The sequence below is a fragment of the Streptomyces sp. H27-H1 genome, from assembly GCF_026627445.1.
Classification (GTDB): domain Bacteria; phylum Actinomycetota; class Actinomycetes; order Streptomycetales; family Streptomycetaceae; genus Streptomyces.
Map to the genome: position 1 here is coordinate 158,931 of NZ_JAPNLJ010000015.1, position 17,019 is coordinate 175,949.

General features: G+C 70.4%; 14 protein-coding genes. 5 read left to right on the forward strand and 9 right to left on the reverse strand.

The genetic code is table 11. From position 1 onward, the window contains the following. Positions 1-311 precede the first annotated feature (311 nt). Complete coding sequence (locus OTB20_RS18695; protein ID WP_267818916.1) at positions 312-1,208, forward strand: sensor histidine kinase; 897 nt, start codon at positions 312-314, stop codon at positions 1,206-1,208. Continuing rightward, on the forward strand, positions 1,205-1,918 hold the full coding sequence (locus OTB20_RS18700; RefSeq protein WP_267818917.1) for a response regulator: 714 nt from the start codon (positions 1,205-1,207) through the stop codon (positions 1,916-1,918). The genes OTB20_RS18695 and OTB20_RS18700 overlap by 4 nt, the downstream gene beginning before the upstream one ends. 213 nt (positions 1,919-2,131) lie before the next feature. Here the strand turns inward: OTB20_RS18700 and OTB20_RS18705 are convergent, their stop codons facing one another. Further along, positions 2,132-4,054, reverse strand: coding sequence for a helix-turn-helix domain-containing protein (locus OTB20_RS18705; RefSeq protein ID WP_267818918.1), 1,923 nt, complete (start codon positions 4,052-4,054; stop codon positions 2,132-2,134). Positions 4,055-4,145: 91 nt separating this feature from the next. Then, on the reverse strand, positions 4,146-5,537 hold the full coding sequence (locus OTB20_RS18710) for an MFS transporter (RefSeq protein ID WP_267818993.1): 1,392 nt from the start codon (positions 5,535-5,537) through the stop codon (positions 4,146-4,148). Between the two features lie 619 nt (positions 5,538-6,156). Here OTB20_RS18710 and OTB20_RS18715 point away from each other — a divergent pair. The 3 genes from OTB20_RS18715 to OTB20_RS18725 all read left to right on the forward strand — a co-directional run bounded on the left by OTB20_RS18715 (position 6,157) and on the right by OTB20_RS18725 (position 9,296). Beyond that, complete coding sequence (locus OTB20_RS18715; protein ID WP_267818919.1) at positions 6,157-7,242, forward strand: hypothetical protein; 1,086 nt, start codon at positions 6,157-6,159, stop codon at positions 7,240-7,242. A gap of 354 nt (positions 7,243-7,596) precedes the next feature. Next, complete coding sequence (locus tag OTB20_RS18720) at positions 7,597-8,115, forward strand: endonuclease domain-containing protein (RefSeq protein ID WP_267818920.1); 519 nt, start codon at positions 7,597-7,599, stop codon at positions 8,113-8,115. A gap of 284 nt (positions 8,116-8,399) precedes the next feature. Continuing rightward, positions 8,400-9,296, forward strand: a complete 897-nt coding sequence (locus OTB20_RS18725) for a DUF5655 domain-containing protein (RefSeq protein WP_267818921.1) — start codon at positions 8,400-8,402, stop codon at positions 9,294-9,296. Positions 9,297-9,572: 276 nt separating this feature from the next. Here the strand turns inward: OTB20_RS18725 and OTB20_RS18730 are convergent, their stop codons facing one another. The 7 genes from OTB20_RS18730 to OTB20_RS18760 all read right to left on the reverse strand — a co-directional run bounded on the left by OTB20_RS18730 (position 9,573) and on the right by OTB20_RS18760 (position 16,884). Beyond that, positions 9,573-10,961, reverse strand: coding sequence for a DUF317 domain-containing protein (locus tag OTB20_RS18730; protein WP_267818922.1), 1,389 nt, complete (start codon positions 10,959-10,961; stop codon positions 9,573-9,575). 57 nt (positions 10,962-11,018) lie between these two features. Then, positions 11,019-12,149 carry a DnaB-like helicase N-terminal domain-containing protein gene (locus OTB20_RS18735; RefSeq protein WP_267818923.1) on the reverse strand — a complete coding sequence of 377 codons (1,131 nt, stop codon included), beginning with the start codon at positions 12,147-12,149 and terminating at the stop codon, positions 11,019-11,021. Next, complete coding sequence (locus OTB20_RS18740; RefSeq protein ID WP_267818995.1) at positions 12,149-13,384, reverse strand: DNA cytosine methyltransferase; 1,236 nt, start codon at positions 13,382-13,384, stop codon at positions 12,149-12,151. Before OTB20_RS18740 ends, OTB20_RS18735 begins: the two co-directional genes overlap by 1 nt. Further along, positions 13,384-14,217 carry a hypothetical protein gene (locus OTB20_RS18745; protein ID WP_267818997.1) on the reverse strand — a complete coding sequence of 278 codons (834 nt, stop codon included), beginning with the start codon at positions 14,215-14,217 and terminating at the stop codon, positions 13,384-13,386. Before OTB20_RS18745 ends, OTB20_RS18740 begins: the two co-directional genes overlap by 1 nt. A 138-nt stretch (positions 14,218-14,355) precedes the next feature. Next, entirely contained in the window at positions 14,356-15,288 is a 933-nt protein-coding gene (locus tag OTB20_RS18750) for a hypothetical protein (protein ID WP_267818924.1), read from the reverse strand. 64 nt (positions 15,289-15,352) lie between these two features. Next, positions 15,353-16,207: a hypothetical protein gene (locus OTB20_RS18755; protein WP_267818926.1), complete on the reverse strand. Its 855-nt coding sequence runs from the start codon at positions 16,205-16,207 to the stop codon at positions 15,353-15,355. Positions 16,208-16,335: 128 nt separating this feature from the next. Further along, positions 16,336-16,884, reverse strand: coding sequence for a hypothetical protein (locus tag OTB20_RS18760; protein WP_267818928.1), 549 nt, complete (start codon positions 16,882-16,884; stop codon positions 16,336-16,338). Between the last annotated feature and the right edge of the window lie 135 nt (positions 16,885-17,019).

The following is a 17,019-nucleotide window of genomic DNA, read 5'->3' on the forward strand; positions in this document are numbered from 1 at the left end:
GGCCTCAGCCGGCGGATCTCCAGGGACAGGGCGTCGAGCGCCAGGGCGTCGCCGTACTCCTTCGAACCCGGTCCAGGCGGACGACGGCCTGGTCGGCGTTCTCGTGATGAGGTGTCATGGCACGAACCCAGAAGGCGGGTCGGACCTGCTGCGTCACCCCCCGGAGGTAAACGGGAGGCCTGGTCATCCTGGGGATGTACGCGGGAGGGACCCGGGAGGGTGATGTGGACTACACGCGGTGCCTGCGATGGTCTGGTAGCGGAAACGCGGAACGCGGGCCGCGGCCCGGGAGGCGGGGAGGGGGATTTGCCGTGACGGCGGCATGGGGGATCGGCGCCGCGGTGTGCGCCGTGTGCGCGGTGTCGGCCGTGCTCGGGCTGACCGGGGCGCTGCTGCGGGCCCGCGCGGCGCACCGGGCGGCGATCGAGGAGCGCGGCTGGCTGCTGGAGCGCGAGCGGGAGACCGCGGCGCGCACCGCGGTGGGCGCGGAGCGGGCCCGGATAGCGGCGGAGCTCCACGACATAGTCAGCCACAACGTCAGCCTGATGATCGTCCAAGCCGGCGCCGCCCGAGAGGTGTTGGCGACGATGCCGGTCGAGGCGGCGGCCGCGATGGCCGCCGTGGAGAAGGCCGGGCGTACGACCATGACCGAACTGCGGCACCTGCTGGGCCTGCTCGCGCCCGCCCAGGACGGCAACGACGAACCGTACCGGGGCCCCGGCGCCGAGAGACGGGATGTGTCGGCGGAGTTGGCGCCGCAGCCGAGTCTGAGCAGACTCGGCCCGCTCATCGACCGCATCGCCTTCGCCGGGCTGCCGGTAGAGGTCCGGATATCCGGCGACCCGCGTCCGCTTCCCGCCGGGATCGACGTCACCGCCTACCGGATCATCCAGGAGGCGCTGACCAACGCACTCAAACACGGAGACGGGGCGAAAGCCGAGGTGACGGTGAGATACGCGGACCAGGCACTGAGGGTCGAGGTGCTCAACAGCGGACCGAGCGTGCTGTCCGGAGACCGGGCACCGGCGCGGACGGGAAGACCCGCCCAGGCCGAATCCACCACGCCGCGCCCGAAGGCGGACGGCGCGGGGCACGGGCTGGTCGGCCTGCGCGAGCGGGTCGCCGTGTACGGAGGGGACTTCGACGCACGCCGCCGCCTCGGCGGCGGCTACCGGGTCCGCGCGCGGCTCCCGCTGGAGCGGCCGTGACCACGCGGGTCCCGGCCGCCGAGCCGGCCACGAGAGCTGCTGCGCCCCGGGTGGTCATCGCCGACGACCAGGAACTCGTTCGCACCGGATTCCGCATGATCCTCACCGCCCGGGGGATCGACGTGGTGGGGGTGGCCGCCGACGGCGTGGAGGCCGTCTCGGAAGTACGCCGGCTGCGCCCCGACGTCGTCCTGCTCGACATACGCATGCCGCGTCTGGACGGACTGGAGGCCGCGCGGCAGATCCTCGCCGAAGCCCCGGAATGCCGGGTGATCATGCTGACCACCTTCGACCTCGACCAGTACGTCTACGCCGCCCTCGCCGCCGGAGCCAGCGGATTCCTGCTCAAGGACGTCACCCCCGAACACCTCGCCAACGCCGTACGGCTCGTCGACACCGGCGACGCGCTGCTCTCCCCGTCGATCACGCGCCGACTGGTGGAACGCTGCGCCTCGGCATCGGCCGCACGCGGCGGTGGGGTACTGGCGTCCCACCCCGACCTGGGCGCCCTCACTCCGCGCGAGCGGGAGGTGCTGACCCTCATGGGTCACGGCCTCTCCAACGCCGAACTGGCCCGCCAGTTCACGCTCAGCGAGGCCACCGTGAAGACCCATGTCGCCCGGATCTTCGCCAAGCTGAGCCTGCGCGACCGCGCCCAGGCGGTCGTCCTGGCCTACGAGACGGGCCTGGTCACCCCGGGGAGCGTCTAGGGCTGTGACCGGAAAGGTTCACCGTGTCGCGGCGCCCGGCACGGCACTTCTCCCCCAGCTACCGCTGGGAGGTGCCCCCTGCGTTGTCGGACCGGGCAAGTACGTCCAGTACGGGCCTCGGCCCTCCGCCTTGCGATGCACCGCACCGGACACCGCGACCCGGCACACCTTCCCGGCCACAGCACTAGGGCGCGCCCGTCGGACCAAGTCGGATCATCCCGCGGGTGGGCCGGGGCTCGCCAGGAGGTGCAGGCGCAGGGCGAGTTGGATCTCCAGGGCGCGGGCCGGGGTGTTCCAGTCCTCGCCGAGGAGCCGGCCGATCCGGTCGAGGCGCTGCACGACGGTGTTCACGTGGATGTGCAGCGCGTCCTTGGCCTTGGAGAGGCTCGCCCCGTGGACGTAGTAGGCCTGGAGGGTGTGGACCAGTTCGGTGCCGCGCTGGGCGTCGTAGTCGATGACGGGGCCGAGTACCTGGCCGACGTACCCGCCGACGTCACCGCGGTCGCCGAGAAGCAGGCCGACGAAGCCCAGGTCCGGCAGGGCGGCCCCGTGGCCGGCATGGCCCAGGGCGTGCAGGGCCCGCAGGCAGCGCAGGGCCTCGGCGTACACGGCCGGCAGCCCGCCCGGGTCGGCGGCCGGTCCGGCGGAGCCCACGGTGACGGGCGCGCCCACCGCCTGGCCCAGCTCTGCCGCCAGGGACCGTGCGAGGTGTCCGGGTCCCTCGGCCGGGGCGAGCAGGACTACGTGGCCCTCGTGCAGCCCGGCCAGGCCGTCGAGGGCGCGGGCACGGCGCGCCGCCTCCGCCGACAGCCGGGGTCGCAGTGCCGCGTCGCAGTGGAGCACCAGGATGGAGTGCGGGCGGGTGAGGTCGACGCCGAGTTTGCGGGCCCGGATCGTCCGGCTGCCGGGGTCGGGGGTGCGCCCCGGGCTCCGCGGGGTCAGCAGGTCACCGAGGAGTTCGCCGCGCACCCGGTCCTCGGCATGGGCCACGGAGCGGCGCAGCAGCAGGAGGAGCGCGGTGACGAGCCCGGTGCGTTCGAACAGCCGGCGGTCGGTGTCCGACAGATCCGCCCGGCCCGTCAGGGCGATGCTGCCGAGGAGTTCGGGCCCGGCCAGGACGGCGCAGACCCACACCCCGTCGACCGGCACGGCCCGGCCGCCCGAGCGGGAGGCCGCCACTCCCTGGGCGGGCGGCCCGATCGGTTCGGTGGCGACCCGGGCCAGTTCGGCTCCGTCGGCGTCGTGCACCACCAGACCGCCCCGCAGCAGCGCGGCCACCTCGCGGGCCACATCGGTGACGTCCCCGCCGCGCAGGACCAGATCGGTGAGCCGGTCGTGGGTTTCGGTGGCCAGCCGGGTGGCCTCGCTGTGGGCCCGGGCGGTCTCGGTTGCGGCGTTCAGCTCGAACAGGGCCGTACGGGTCTCCTCCAGCAGCCGTGCCCCGTCGATGGCGACGGCGGCGTGGTCGGCCAGCGAGGAGAGCAGCGCGACCGCGTCGGGTGCGAACTCGCGCACCGAGCGGTCGGCGGCGTAGAGCACCCCGATGACCCGCGAGGCGACGCGCAGCGGTACGCCGAGGATGCCCCGCAGCCCCTCCTCGCGCACCCCGGAGTCGATGGTGCTGGTGTGCCGGAAACGGTCGTCGGTGCGGTAGTCGGCGCTGGCGTACGGCCGGGCCGTCTGGGCGACCAGGCCGCCGAGGCCCTCGCCCATGCCGAGGCGCAGCTGCTGGAAGGCGGCGGAGACGGAGCCGTCGGTGACCCGCATGAAGGTATCGCCGACGACGGGGTCGTTGAGGGTGAGATAGGCGACGTCCGTACCGAGCAGGGTCCTGGCCCGCCGCACGATGGCCCGTAGCACCGCGTCGAGATCCCGCAGCGCAGCGAGGTCGCCGGCCGTGTCGAAGAGGGCGGTGAGCTCCGCCTCGCGCCTGCGGTGCTGGTCGAGCGTGCGCCGGATGTCGAGGGCGACCCGGGTCGCCTCGTCCACGAGGGCCTGTTCGGCGGCGTCGGCCCCGGCGGTACGGGCCTGCGCGCCGGGCCGCGCGAAGTGCTCGAGGGGCGCACCCTGGGCGAGGAGGTCCAGGAGTCGGCGCAACGCGGCCGCGGGCGCGGTGGGATCGTTCACGGGGGCCATGCTGGCAGCCCTTCGGTGCGGGGTGGTGAGCGGGTCCGCCCGCCGGACCGGACGCACCGGTCACGGCGGGCAGACCCGGGGGCGCGCGGACTCAGGCGGTGTCGGAGGCCGCGGAGGCGTACCCGCTCTCCGTGGGCACCCCGGCCGGCGCCGCCGCTCCCGCCCCCGCCTTCGGGACGGACAGGTCGCGGCCCCGGGTCTCGCGGGCGAAGAGGACGGTGAGGGTGGTGACGAGGGCGGCCGCCGACAGGTAGACGGAGACCGGCAGGGAGGAGCCGTAGTCCTTCAGGAGCTCGACGGCGATGATCGGGGCCAGGGCGCCCGCGACGATCGAGGCGAGCTGGGAGCCCATCGAGGCGCCCGAGTAACGGACCTTGGTGTCGAACATCTCCGAGACGAAGGCGGCCTGCGGCCCGTACATGGCCCCGTGCAGGAGCAGGCCGGCGGTGACGGCCGCGGTGATGACGGCGAACGACTTGGAATCCACCAGCGCGAAGAACGCGAACGCCCACAGGGCCATGCCGACCGAACCGATCAGCGTCACCGGCCGGCGGCCGATCCGGTCCGACAGCGCGCCCCAGGCCGGGATGGTGATGAAGTGGACGGCCGAGCCGATCAGGAGCGCGTTGAGCGCGGTGGTCTTGGGGAGCCCGAGGTGGGTGGTGACGTAGACGAGGAGGAAGGAGGTGAGGACGTAGTACGAGATGTTCTCGCCGAACCGGGTGCCGATGGCGGTGAGCACCTGCCGCCAGTCCTTGCGGAACACCTGGACCACGGGCGCACTCTCCTCCTCGGCTCGGCCCGCGGCCTCGGCCTGAGCCGCGAGGAAGACGGGTGACTCGGAGACGGAAAGACGGATCCACAGCCCGACGACCACGAGGACCCCGGAGAGCAGGAAGGGGATCCGCCAGCCCCAGGCCAGGAACGCGGCGTCCGACTGGACGGCGGCGAGCACCGCGAGGACGCCGGTGGCCAGCAGATTGCCCCCGGGAGCCCCGGACTGCGGCCAAGAGGCCCAGAACCCGCGGTGCTCGGGCCCACCGTGCTCGGAGACGATCAGCACGGCCCCGCCCCACTCGCCACCGAGCGCGAACCCCTGCACCAGCCGCAGCGCGGTCAGCATGATCGGAGCCCCGATCCCGATGCTCGCGTGGGTGGGCAGCAGCCCCATCGCGAAGGTCGCCCCGCCCATCATCAACAGGCTCAGCACCAGCAGCTTCTTACGCCCGACCTTGTCCCCGAAGTGCCCGAAGACGACACCGCCGAGCGGCCGCGCGAGGAACCCGATGGCGTAGGTGAGGAAAGCGATCAGGGTGCCCGTGAGCGGATCAGCGGTGGGGAAGAACAGCTTGTTGAACACCAGGGCGGCGGCGGTCCCGTAGAGGAAGAAGTCGTACCACTCGATGGTGGTCCCGATGAGACTGGCGGCGACGATCCGTCTGATGCCGGACGGAGCCTTCGGGGCGGCTGCGGGGGAGACCATGTGCACCACTTCCAGGGTGTCTGCGGGGACGTCGGGTGTGGGCACAACGTAGAAGTCCGCAGGTCAACGGCATATGTGGCTGGCCGTCACAATCACCCGCAGCCCGATGTGTCCGGTCACCACACGGCCACTCTCGCACCTCGTCGGCCGCCTCCGGAAGGAGGTGGACAGGCCGTGCCGAAATTGCAGAGTTGTACCTGTTTTGGGGAGGCGGTGCTGGTTCCCGTGCTGGTTCGGTGCTGGTTCGGTGGTGACCCGAAACCCCACGTCAGCACCTCTCGCAACCCGTCCCGTGCTGGTTCGGTGCTGGTTACGCTGCGTGGAGCACACCCGCTTTGGCTTCGAGTCGGGGCAAAGGGCGAATCGCTGTGGCTGTGGTTTCCATGGTTCCCAGGGCCCCTTCGTGCCCCGGCGTCCGAGGCCAGACACGCAACCTCTCGTGGTTGATGCCCGGGGCCCTGGCTGCCGACAGGTCGCCCCTTCCCGGCGTACTAATGCTGGCTTGCCCTAGCGGCGACCTTTGGATCTTCCACCTGCGTTCCCCGCCCGGGGTGGCACGCATCCGTGAGTCGTGCGGTTGGCAGACGTCGGTGTCAGTGGGGGCTGATTGGATGCTCTGGTGAGCTTCCTGCTGCAGTACCCGCTGGTCAGTTCCATCCGCGACGCCTACCGGATCCGGATACACGATCCTTGGGTCCACTGGCATGATCGTCGTGAGCAGGCCGCATGCGACGAGCTGCACTCTGCCTTGCAGCAACTCGGTATCCAGGATCCGATACCCCATCATTTCGAACGGGGTCTTCGGCGGGAGGCACGTCGGAGGTACGCGACCGTGTCACGGACAGCGATCGCCACCGTCATCCTCGTTGCATGGTCCGGCTTCTGGGCCTTCGCCGTCGTGCGGTTCGGCCCCATGGTGTACCTGGAGCCGGAAAAGCTGCTGCCAGGTCTCGGTCAGGAGATGGTCAGGATCCGGGATGCGGCGCCACGGGACATGGGATGGAAATCTCTGGAGCTGGTCGTCCCACTCGGCTGGATGCTCGTGTTCGCATGGGTGCTCCTGTCCTTTGGGTCCATTGTCTCCGGCATCATCAGGAACCCCTCCGCAGCCAGTCTGATCAGGCATCCGCGCGGCATCATGACCACCTACCACCCGGTCACGCTGGCCGCCCAGGTGATCGTGCGTTGTGCCGCTGCGAAAACTGCCCAGGCCGAGAGCCGTGCCGCCGCCACGATGCAACTGACTCCCGCCATGAACCGCTTCACACGGTCGTTGCTCCACGGTCCGATCCTGCGTGGCAGCATGCCGACGTCATCGACCAGGTTCCGGGCGGCGAGGGAACACGCCAGGCGTGTGGTCGCTCATTTGCTCACGGCTGAGGAGGAGACCGACCGTGCGCCCGATCAAGCGTTGAAGAAGCTGTCCGCGAAGGTGCTCCGTGCCGGGGACCGGTATGCGGAGGGCCGGCTCGGGGCTCTGCTGGACGACGATCTCAGTAACGTTGCCCCGATCCCCTCGCGCGCCCGATGGGTACGAATCGGTGCGGTCGTGGGGCTGATGCTGGGGCTCGTCTTCACCATCGCGGCCTTCGATCTGCCGCAGGCGGTCGAGGCCTATGCCATCGCGGGAGTGGGAGCCATCGTGACGCTCGTGCTGAACGGCCCCGGCGATGTGCTGCCCCCTGGACTCGGGAGGGCGCGGTGAGGACGATGTTCGGATTCCGAGGGCTGTAACACCCGGAAACGCAGAAGTGCTTGAGCAATGCTGATCCCAGCCGTGATCTCGCGCCCACGCTCGGGGGAGGTCGCCTTCGTACAGGGAGTTGGGGCGGGTGGCTGGTGGCTGTGGCAGGCCACCACCGTACGGCGTCGTGATGTGGAAACACGGTGCTGATTCTGGGGGATGGGCGGCCTGGGGCCGGCCACCAGCGGGACGCCGGTGCAGACGGACAGAAGGGCGGCGCGAAGCATGACGAAGTGGGTACGGTGCGGGCGGCCACTTAAGAGCACGGGCGCGCCGTGTTCGTATTGGACAATCTGGAGTCTGGGTGGATGCCGGTTGCATCTGGACGATGAGGACTGGCAGAAGCTGTACGAAGACCCGCTGCTGACGTACCGGCAGACGTATGGTTGCCTGCTCTCCACGCCGGAAGGTCACATCGAGGACTTCCGGCGTGGGGCCCTGCCTCCGGCATGCCAGGCCTGGGAGCACCCGTCTAGCGTGGCGCCGCCCGGGGATGGCGCGCTGACAGCGCTGGTGGCCTGGCAGGCGGGCCGCTGCGCGGGGTGTGGCCACGTCATGTACTCCGCGTATGGGGACGCTGCTGATCTGATGCTTGACCATGACCACCACACCGGTTTGGTGCGGGGTCTGCTCTGCTCTCAGTGCAACGGGCTGGAGGGCATCTCTCCTCCGCGCCATCCTCGCTGGTTTCGATACCGGACGTTGTCGCCCGCGCACATCCTAGGGATCTCGGTGACGTACGGAGCCAAGTCGAAGAAGCTGGCAAAGGCGCTGATCGCCGAAGGGCGCGCAGCTGCGCTTGCCGCCAAAGTGCCGTTGGCACGTTCGCTTTGACGGGCAGTGTGAGTGGGGTTAGCCATAAAGGCTGTTTCCGTGTCACTCGATAGGACAGGGGCTTAGAAGGCGCCTGCTCTATCCACTGAGCTACGGGGGCTGACCTGCGAAAACGCAGCTTCCGAACACAAGTCCTGTGTCGCTGTGCCACACATGTGCCACAAGGGTACGTGTGCGGCTACCGGCTCGACCTCCAGCGTCTCACAGGATCTTTACATCCCCGAGGCCCGGTGCGGAAACAATTCTGCCTCCCCGGCCGTTGTGGCGTCTGGGTAAAGGGACGCATGGGGGTGCTGAGACTGAGGCTGTTCGACGTCAACGGTGGGGGTGCGGTGGAGATCACCGCACGGTCGGCGGAGCTGGAGCGCCATCTGCAGGACGTGGTCGAGGCGAACATGGAGCTCCTCCTCGGGGTCCGGTTCCTGGCGAGCGAGTACAGCACGGGGCCGGTGCATGGAGGCCGGATCGACTCGCTCGGCTTGGACGAGAACGGGTCGCCGGTCGTCGTCGAGTACAAGCGCGGCCGTGACGCTGGCGTCATCACGCAGGGGCTCTTCTACCTGTCGTGGCTGGTCGACCACAAGGCCGAGTTCCAGCACCTGGTCCGCGACCGGCTCGGGGATGCGGCCGCGGCCCAGGTGCTGTGGAGCGCACCCAGGCTGATCTGCGTCGCGGAGGACTTCACCCGCTATGACGTCCACGCCGTACGCGAGATCCGCCGCAGCATCGACCTGGTCCGCTACAGCTACTTCGGCAGCGACTTGCTGGCGCTTGAGCCCGTGGCGACCGTGGTTGCCGACGGGGCCATCCGCAGCGACCGCAGACAGCGCAGGGCCGTACCGGGGGGAAGGCAGGCGGAGAGCGCCGGCGTCGCGGACCTGCGCACCGCACTGGAGGAGCTGCTGCTCGGGCTCGGCGACGATGTCAGCCGCGTCGACCGCAAGCAGTACCGCGCCTACCGGACACTGCGGAACTTCGCCTGCGTCAGCCACGGCCACCAGCAGGAAGTCGTCATGACACTGCGCCTGTCTCCGAAGTCGGTCGATCTCGTTCCCGGGTTCAGCCGGGATGTCGGCGAGATAGGCCACCACGGAACGGGAGATCTGGAGGTGCGTCTGCGTACTGAGCGAGATCTCCACAGGGTGGAGCCGCTCCTTCGGCTGGCCTATGAAGCAGTGTGATGGCTCGGGCAGCAGAGTTGGTCCGTCGTGGAGGCAGCGGTGGTGGCCCTTCGAGGGAGGAATGGGGGATGGCGGTGTCCTTCCATGATGCGGCGGATTCAGGAATTCGGAAATCCTGGATCCACTGCTATGGAGAGCATCTCCCTTCCCAGCGGATCAGGGGCATCGCAGCCTTCTCCCCCACGCCAGCTGCTGGCTAGAAGTACTTCGGGGCATCTCGGGTGGCCGTGCCTGCCTGCCTGCCTGCCTGCCTGGCTGGGCGGGTCGGGGCGGTGTTCAACGCCGGGGAGCGGGGCGGGGAGCCGATGCCGGAGGGCGGGCGACGGCGGCCTTCGTCGCCAGGTGGGATGCGGTTGTGGCGGCGCGGAGCTGAGGCTGCCGGAGGCCCTGACCGTGGGCGAGTTCGAAGGCGACGTCCTGGATGAGCGCTGTGGGGGCGTGCGTCGAGAGGTGGATGGCCCAGTGGGGGCTGTCGGCGGTGTTGCCGCCCCAGACGGTCCAGGCCGGCAGGACGCTGGCCTGCTTGACGGAGGTGTCGAAGCGCAGCCCAGCCCCGTGGCCGGGGGTGGGTGCCGTCCAGTCGATGAGCCGGGATCCGACCTTCAGAGGCCAGCCGACGTCCTCCAGCGGGCGGGAGGCCTGGGCGAGGTGTTCCTCCGTCACCGGGGAGTTGGTGCTCGGGCTCCAGGCGTTGTCGGTGTTGAGGCTGTCGAGCAGGGTGCGCATGATCTCGACGGGGGTGGTGGGGGTGGCGGTGGCGTGCCAGAGGCGTTCTCCGACGGGTGACTCGTAGGCGGCGATCGTCCAGGCGTCGTCGCCGCGAAGCGCTTCGTGGAGGAACTCGACGCGCAGGGTGAGAGATTCGTGGCTGGCGATGGTCGTCTCGTCGTGGGGGCGCCACTTCTCCCACTCCTGGTGTTTGGTGAAGAAGTCGCGCAGGAGGGCTTCGTGATCGCCGGGGTCGGCGGCGTACGCGGGAACGCTCTGCGAGACCGGCTCGGCCGGGGCACCGGCCTGCACGAGCGGCGCGGCGGGCGCCGGTACACCGACGGGAAATGAGGCGAGGGCTTCGGCCGCGGCGCGCTCGATGTCTGTCGGGGGTGCGGGTCCCGGTCGTGCTGCGACGGGGTGGCTGCTGAGGAATCGGGCCACCGCCTCGGCTTCGGAGTCGAAGAACCAGGTCTCCTGGCGCAGGTAGTCCTCGCCGTGGAGGTGGATGCTCCTGCCGTCCTGGTAGGTGCCGACCGCGACGGTGGTCCAGCCGTCGTGGGCATGCATGTGGATCACCAGACGGCCGGCGGCGATGTCGTCGTGGATGCGCTGGGCCTCGGCGCTGACCTCGCGGATCTCCTCCCGGTCCAGCCAGGTCATGGGGTAGTTGCCGTACGTCCACTCGGTGTCGATCTCCTCCTGGAGGGCGGGATCGATGTCCACGGTGGTGCCGTCTTCACGCAGGGCCTGGGCGGCCTTTCCGGCGTAGTGGGGTGCTTCGTGGTCGATGCGTGCCAGAACCATGGTCGTGTCGCTGGTCGAGCGGAATCCGTGGATGGCGAGGGCAGCGCGCGCGAGGTAGAGGGGGCTCCCGGTGATCGTGGCGGTCACGGCGGTGCCGTGGCCGGGGTGGAGCGCCAGGCGGACGTGGGCGGAGGGTGAGGGGCTGGGCATGGGGCTCGCTTCTCGGGTCCGGCCGGCAGAGGGCCGGCCGGACCCGGTTGGGTGGGCTTATCGGGAGGACCGTGTCGACACGGTGGGGGCGCGGGTGGTGCGGGGGGTGGGTGGCCCGGCCCGGGAGGCTGGGGCCGGCCGAGGGCGGGGGCGTTCGGCGGGTGTCTGGCTGGTGACGTGTTGCCAGCGGGCTCGGACCGAGGTGAGGTCGGCGAGGGCGCGGCGGCTGCCGGTGACCAGCTGGTGCGGGGAGTTCGCCGGGTCGTGGGTGAAGGCCTGGATGTGCCGGCCGGTGGTGTGGGCGTGGTGGAGGAGTGAGCGCCGCAGGATCTGCTCCCCCCAGTGCTCGGGGACCCCGGCCGAGGCGGCGAGCATGTCCAGGGCGGCCTGCGCGGTGAATGCCTCGGTGAGCAGGCCGTGCTGCTGGGCCTCCCAGAGCACGGTCACCTCGTCGACCGGGTCCCCGCGCGCGGCCAGCGAGGTCAGGCATCGGTAGAGGGCGCCGTGGAGGGGGACGGCGAAGTCCTCAGGGCGAAGCCACCGCATCGACGACAGCGCGGCCGGGTACGCGGCGGCCGTCGACAGCAGCAGCTCCTCCTCGCTCACCACGTCCGGCCCGGTGTCGCGGGCGGGCGGTGGCGGGAGTGGGGTGCGGGGGAGCGAGCCCGGGTGGGAGGGGAACGCCGCGGCCAGGTGGTCGAGGAGGGCGGCGAGGGAGTCGGCCCGGCTCAGGGTCACGGTGGCGGGGTCCGGCAGCCCGGTGTCGGTGGCCGCCTGGATGAGGACTTCGCTGTGGGCGCGGACGGTTCGCCGAGCGTGGTCAGCCCTCACCATCCGCGCGTACGCGTGGGCGTGCGCGGGCTCGGGGCAGGCCGCGGCCAGCGTGTGGAGGTAGGACAGGGCCAGGCCGCGGGAGTTGGGGAGTGCGTGGGCGTGGACGGCATTGATCCAGACCGGCTCCTTCGCGTGCAGGGGCGAGGCCGGCGGGGTGAGCGTGGCCACCGCCGCGAACAGGGCACGGTGCCTGGCGGAGGAGAAGTGCGCGGCTTCGAGCGGGCCGACCGCCTTGATCCCGTACGGGTCGAGGAGGAGTGCGCCGAGCAGGGCCTGCTCGGCGTAGTGCACGGGCGGACCCGCGGGGATGTCCTCCAGGCCGAAGTCCGCTTCCGGAATACGGTTGTTGGCCATCAGGCCGCCAGCACGAAGTCGGAGCGGGTGAGGGTCTTGCCGAGGTGCGGAGCCAGAAGGTGGGCCGCAAGAAGAGGCGGTACGGCGTTGCCTATCTGGGAGAACTGCTGGCCCTTCGTACCGGCCCAGGGATAGTCCGCCGGGAAAGTCTGCAGCGCCCCGGCCTCGGTGGCGGTGATCCGGATCGGATCAGGCGCCGGATCCAGTCCGCCAGATGCCGCCGCCGAGGCTTCGGCGACCCACACGCACTCGTTCGCTCGGTGGCCGAAGAACAGGGTGCCGGCGGGCTCGTGCGCACCGCGGACGGTTGCGTTCGCTTGATTGTTGCTGCGCAGGGACCAGGACCAGGGACAGTTCCCGCAGGTGCAGGACGGGGTCACCGCCCGGGAGGCGCGACCACGAGTACGTCGCGGGGCGGCGGTCGGCCTGGGCGCCTTCCAGGTACCGCGGTCGCGGGCGTCGGTGAGGGTCTTGCGGGCCCCCGTAGGGAAGGGCTCGGGGCCGCCGCCAGGCCCGCCGCCGGCGCACACGGTGGGCACGGGGCGGTCGGTGGCGCCCCAGCCGAGGGCTTCGGCCATGGACACCCACTTCTCGCGGCCTGGCCCGAACAGCGACTCGGGCTCGGCGGCCTCGGCGTGGGTGGGGGGCGGTGGCTCGGCTGTGCGGGTCCGGGAGGCGAGCAGGATCGCCCGCTTCCTGGTCTGCGGTACCCCGTAGTCGGCGGCATTGAGGATCCCGGTCCAGACGGAGAAGCCCCAGGTACGCAGGATCACGGCGTACTGCCGCCATAGCGGCAGGACGTCCGGGACCTCCTCCATGGCGATCCACTCCGGCTCGCCGACCTGGTGCAGGGCGTGGAGGTAGCGCATCGGCTCCGCGGCCAGCAGGCTCCGGGGATCCTTGCAGGCGGTCAGCAGCTTCGCGCGGGTGTCGCGTCCGGCGGCGAGGTCGGCGACGGCCTGGTGGACGAGTGGCTGGTCGAGCAGGCCGAGCCGCTTGCCGGCCATCGACCATGCCTGACACGGCGGGCTCGCTATGAACCCGAGGGTGCGGCCGACCAGTGGCCACGCCGGGTACATGGCCACATCAGTGCGGATCGTCAACTGGCCTGCGCGGGCGCGGGTCTTGCACGCCCACTCGTCCCACTCCAGACCGACGTCGCGCACGCCCAGGACGTGCATGGCGTGGCTCCAGCCCCCGGGACCGGCAAAGAGGTCCACCACGAGCCTTTCCATCACGAGGCCAGCCCGAAGTCGTCCTGCTCCTGCTCGCTTTCCTCGCCTCGGCAGGCCCAGGGCGAGCACCCGTTGGCCACGCCGTTCTCCAGCTCGTCGGATGCGGCGGCATCACGTTCCGAGCGGGTGACATGGTCGATCGGGGCCACGGCGAGCGGGACGCGGGAGCGATGGAGAAAAGCCTCACCCAGCAGCGGATTACCCGATGCATTGGCCCTTGCGTTTCCCTGCCGGATGGCCGCGTCGAAGGCTACGACGTCGTCCCATTCAGCCGGGGAGTTATCCCGCAGGCTCCGCCACTGGCATCCGAGGCAGCTCGACTTCGGGGTGTCCGCCAGGCTGACGCTGGAAAGGTAGCGGATGCAGTCTGCGCGCGACCAGTCGAGATCGCTGATCAGTGGATGCCGATTGCGCATGTACTTCACGTCGGAGTCCTTGGCGCGATGGAACTCATCCGTCGATATGCCGACCCACTGCTCGACGTAAAGGCCCTTGGGAACCCGCTGCGGATACGGGAAACCCAGCAGCTCACGAACCTGTCGTTTAATCGGCTTGATCTTATACTCGCCGGTACATTGGCGCCTGGTCATTCCAGGGAGACTGTCTCGGTTGAGAATGTAGAGCGGCATGGAGGCGAATCGGCGTTCCGGATCCAGGGCGTCATCCCTGATGTTCCCTGAAGAAACTCGGAGAATCGGTATACCGGCCGGTTTGGCTACCTCGCGTTCTAGCCGGTCGAGGTGATCATAAACGGCCTGGGGTTCCCAGCCTGTGTCGGCGAAGACCGCGAAGTCGATTCGCGGGAGTATTCCTTCGGCGGAAAGCGCGAGCAGGCAGGACGACTGTACTCCGGCGCCCAGAGAAAGGATGCGGTAGCGGGGGTTTTCCAAGAGAGGGGATCCAAGGGGTGGTACGGGCGCCGAAGGCGATCACGGCGCGAAGGAGGCGGACAGAGGGGAAGAGCGGACGGATCAGCGGGCCTTTGCCGCTGCCGCAGTGGTGCGGGCAGGGAGGGAGCTGGGCGCTGACCGGGCTGGTGGGCGGGGACCGTGCCCGAGGAAGGACGTCACGGCCGTTGCCCCGCTGAGGGTGAGGCGGACCCGGTCGTTCGGGGGACCCCCGCTGAAGTCCGGCGGCGCGGACCCGGGTTCCACCGCAACGAGCCCGGCGTGTTCCAGAGCGCGCAGGGTGTCGATGCGCACGGAACTGCCACGGCTGTGAACCAGCTCGCGGCCCTCCCGTCGGCCGATCACGAGGTGTCCCCGGGCGGTGGCCTGAAGCGCAGCCTGCTCGCCGGGAGTCAACGCATCGTTAGTGATGGGCGTCGCGGGCCGACGCCGGTGGATCTCGGAAGCAACGGCGCTCGCCGACTCCAGGGCCATGACCGCAGCCAGCGCTGTCAGTTCCCGTGCGAGCTGTATCTGGTGTGCGACTTCACCGCTCCCGGACGGTGGGGCCGAGAGCGAAGCCGGGCTGCTGAGTCGGGCCTTGGCCTGGGCAAGGTGGCGTACCGCTTGTCCGGTCAGGACAGCCAGGTGCTTGATCCGGACCGTGGCCTCGGTCAACGTCACACCCGCGTACATCGGCTGGTCGACGATGGCCTGTACGGCCTCCAGGCACGCGCCCACCAGGACTTGCGCGGAGGCGTGCCCCCAGGTGGCACCGTAGGCCGGCTGGAGCCGGGCGAGGTGATCGTTGTGCTGGGTGAACTGGTCGGCGAGTGCGAGCAGACGCACCACGGGTGAAGGCGGGGTGGGGATGGACGGCGGTCGGGCAGCTGACGCGGACAGCGCGGGTGGAGCGGCTACGGACGGCGCCGGAGGGCTGGGCGCGGTCTTCGAGGGGCGGTCGGGCCCGGAGGTTGTGGGTGGGTCGGGCAGGGCGAAGAGGGCATCATCGGTCATGAACGGGTGGGACCTTCGTAGGTGCACCGCCAGGCGGGACGGTCCGCCACCGGGGCGGATCTGGTCAGCGGGCGTATGTGGGACCTGGGCGACGCGGAGGTACGGGCAGAACGGGCTCGAGCGCGGGACCGAGGCGTCGGAGAGCTTCGTGCCCCGGGGCGTCGAGGACGCGGCGTCCCAGGTCCGTCACGCGGAGCCGCTGTCCGGCGGTGAGGCTTCCGCTGGCGTCTAGGCGGACGAGCTCCTTGCTCGTCAGCGAGTCCACGGTCGCCGTGGAGATCCGCTCGCCGCTGCCGATCCAGATCCGACGGGCGCCTCTCCGGTCGGCGGACAGGAGGACCTGGTCGTCCGCGATAAGGCATAGGGCCCGGTACTCGGCCCGGTTCGAGTCGGGCAGCGGCACGGGTTCGGCGGCGCGGGTCGCCTCGCGCAGGCCGGCTGTCTGGGTGAAGGCGGCGGCGTTGTGACAGGCGGCACGGGCTGCCTGGATCAATGCGACGGCGCTGTCGAGATGCCCGTCGAGGGCCCACCGGTGGACGGCTGGCTGGGCGAACATCCGTCCGGCGGCAGGATCCGGGAGCCCGTCGGCACGGTGGTACTCGGCTGCCACCGCAACCGCCCCCATGACGTGGGCCGTGATGTCGGAGGAGGTCTTGACGAGCTGCCCGAGGGACTCCACGGCGTGGTGCCCGGACACGGTGGTGTAAGCGTACGGCCGCTCGGCGGTGCTCAGCAGCAGCACGAGGGCGGTGGCGGACAGATCTTGGGCGGTGGCGTACCAGGACGCGAGAGTCGGCAGCGAGCCGATGCCGGCGACGGGGCGGGCTCCGGCGAGGAGTTCACCGAAGGCGCCGAGGTCGGTGGACAGGCCGTGAAGGCGCTCGATCGTGCGAGCCGCTTCGAAGGGGAGGCTTTCCAAGAAGGGATTCCAGGAGTGGTTCGGGCACCGGAGGTTGCCACGGTGCGAGGCGGGGAGCGGGGCAGGGCATCAACAGGTAGGCGGCGTGCGGGGAGGTGACCGGTACGAACACGGCGGGAGGGGCTGGGTCAGCGGGTTCGGACGGGTCCGGACGCGGTGTGTGCGTGGGGGACGGCTAGAGCAGTGGGTGCCGCGGGCTCGGTCGGCGCGGTGGTCACGCCGGGGCTGTCCGCTGCACGGGCGATGAGTTGCTGGTCCTCGCGCCGTGCGGCGAACGAGGCCAGGCGATAGGACAGCCGCTGTGCCAGCCGGCTGTACGTCTTCGCCGCCCGATCCAGCTCCTCGGTGGCCTCGCTCAGCCTGCTGCGGCTCGCCGCCGGGGTCTCATCGGCGTCTTCGTACAGCAGGACTTCGGTGCGGCGGTGGATGGCGAACGTGCACAGGGTGGCCGCGAGGGATACCTGGGTGGTGGCTTCCACGAGCTTGGCGAGGTTCTCGTGGCCGCCCTTCATGGCGGCGTACTGGCTGGTCGACAGCACGAGGGCCTGCTGGGTGCACTGCATCGCGAATTCCTGTACGCGGATGGCGGTCGGCCCGATCTCGCGCAGGGGTTTGGCCATCTCTCCCGCCCTCACGCTCTCCACCTCCTCGCGAAGGGCCTTCAGGGTGGGGGCCACCTGGCCCAGGAGGCGTGTCTGTTCTACAAGGTCGACGATCTGCAGGACGAACTCCCATGAGGCGTTGGGTACGGGCTGGGTTCCCGGGCGCGGGGACGAAGGTGTGGGCGCTTTTGCCGACGGGCGGTCCGAGGC

Excerpts from the sequence above, each read along its gene's own strand:
- OTB20_RS18705 (WP_267818918.1), bottom strand. The coding sequence starts at position 4,054 with ATGGCCCCCGTGAACGATCCCACCGCGCCCGCGGCCGCGTTGCGCCGA.
- OTB20_RS18710 (WP_267818993.1), bottom strand. The coding sequence starts at position 5,537 with ATGGTCTCCCCCGCAGCCGCCCCGAAGGCTCCGTCCGGCATCAGACGG.
- OTB20_RS18725 (WP_267818921.1), top strand. The coding sequence starts at position 8,400 with ATGGGGGTGCTGAGACTGAGGCTGTTCGACGTCAACGGTGGGGGTGCG.
- OTB20_RS18730 (WP_267818922.1), bottom strand. The coding sequence starts at position 10,961 with ATGCCCAGCCCCTCACCCTCCGCCCACGTCCGCCTGGCGCTCCACCCC.
- OTB20_RS18735 (WP_267818923.1), bottom strand. The coding sequence starts at position 12,149 with ATGGCCAACAACCGTATTCCGGAAGCGGACTTCGGCCTGGAGGACATC.
- OTB20_RS18740 (WP_267818995.1), bottom strand. The coding sequence starts at position 13,384 with ATGGAAAGGCTCGTGGTGGACCTCTTTGCCGGTCCCGGGGGCTGGAGC.
- OTB20_RS18750 (WP_267818924.1), bottom strand. The coding sequence starts at position 15,288 with ATGACCGATGATGCCCTCTTCGCCCTGCCCGACCCACCCACAACCTCC.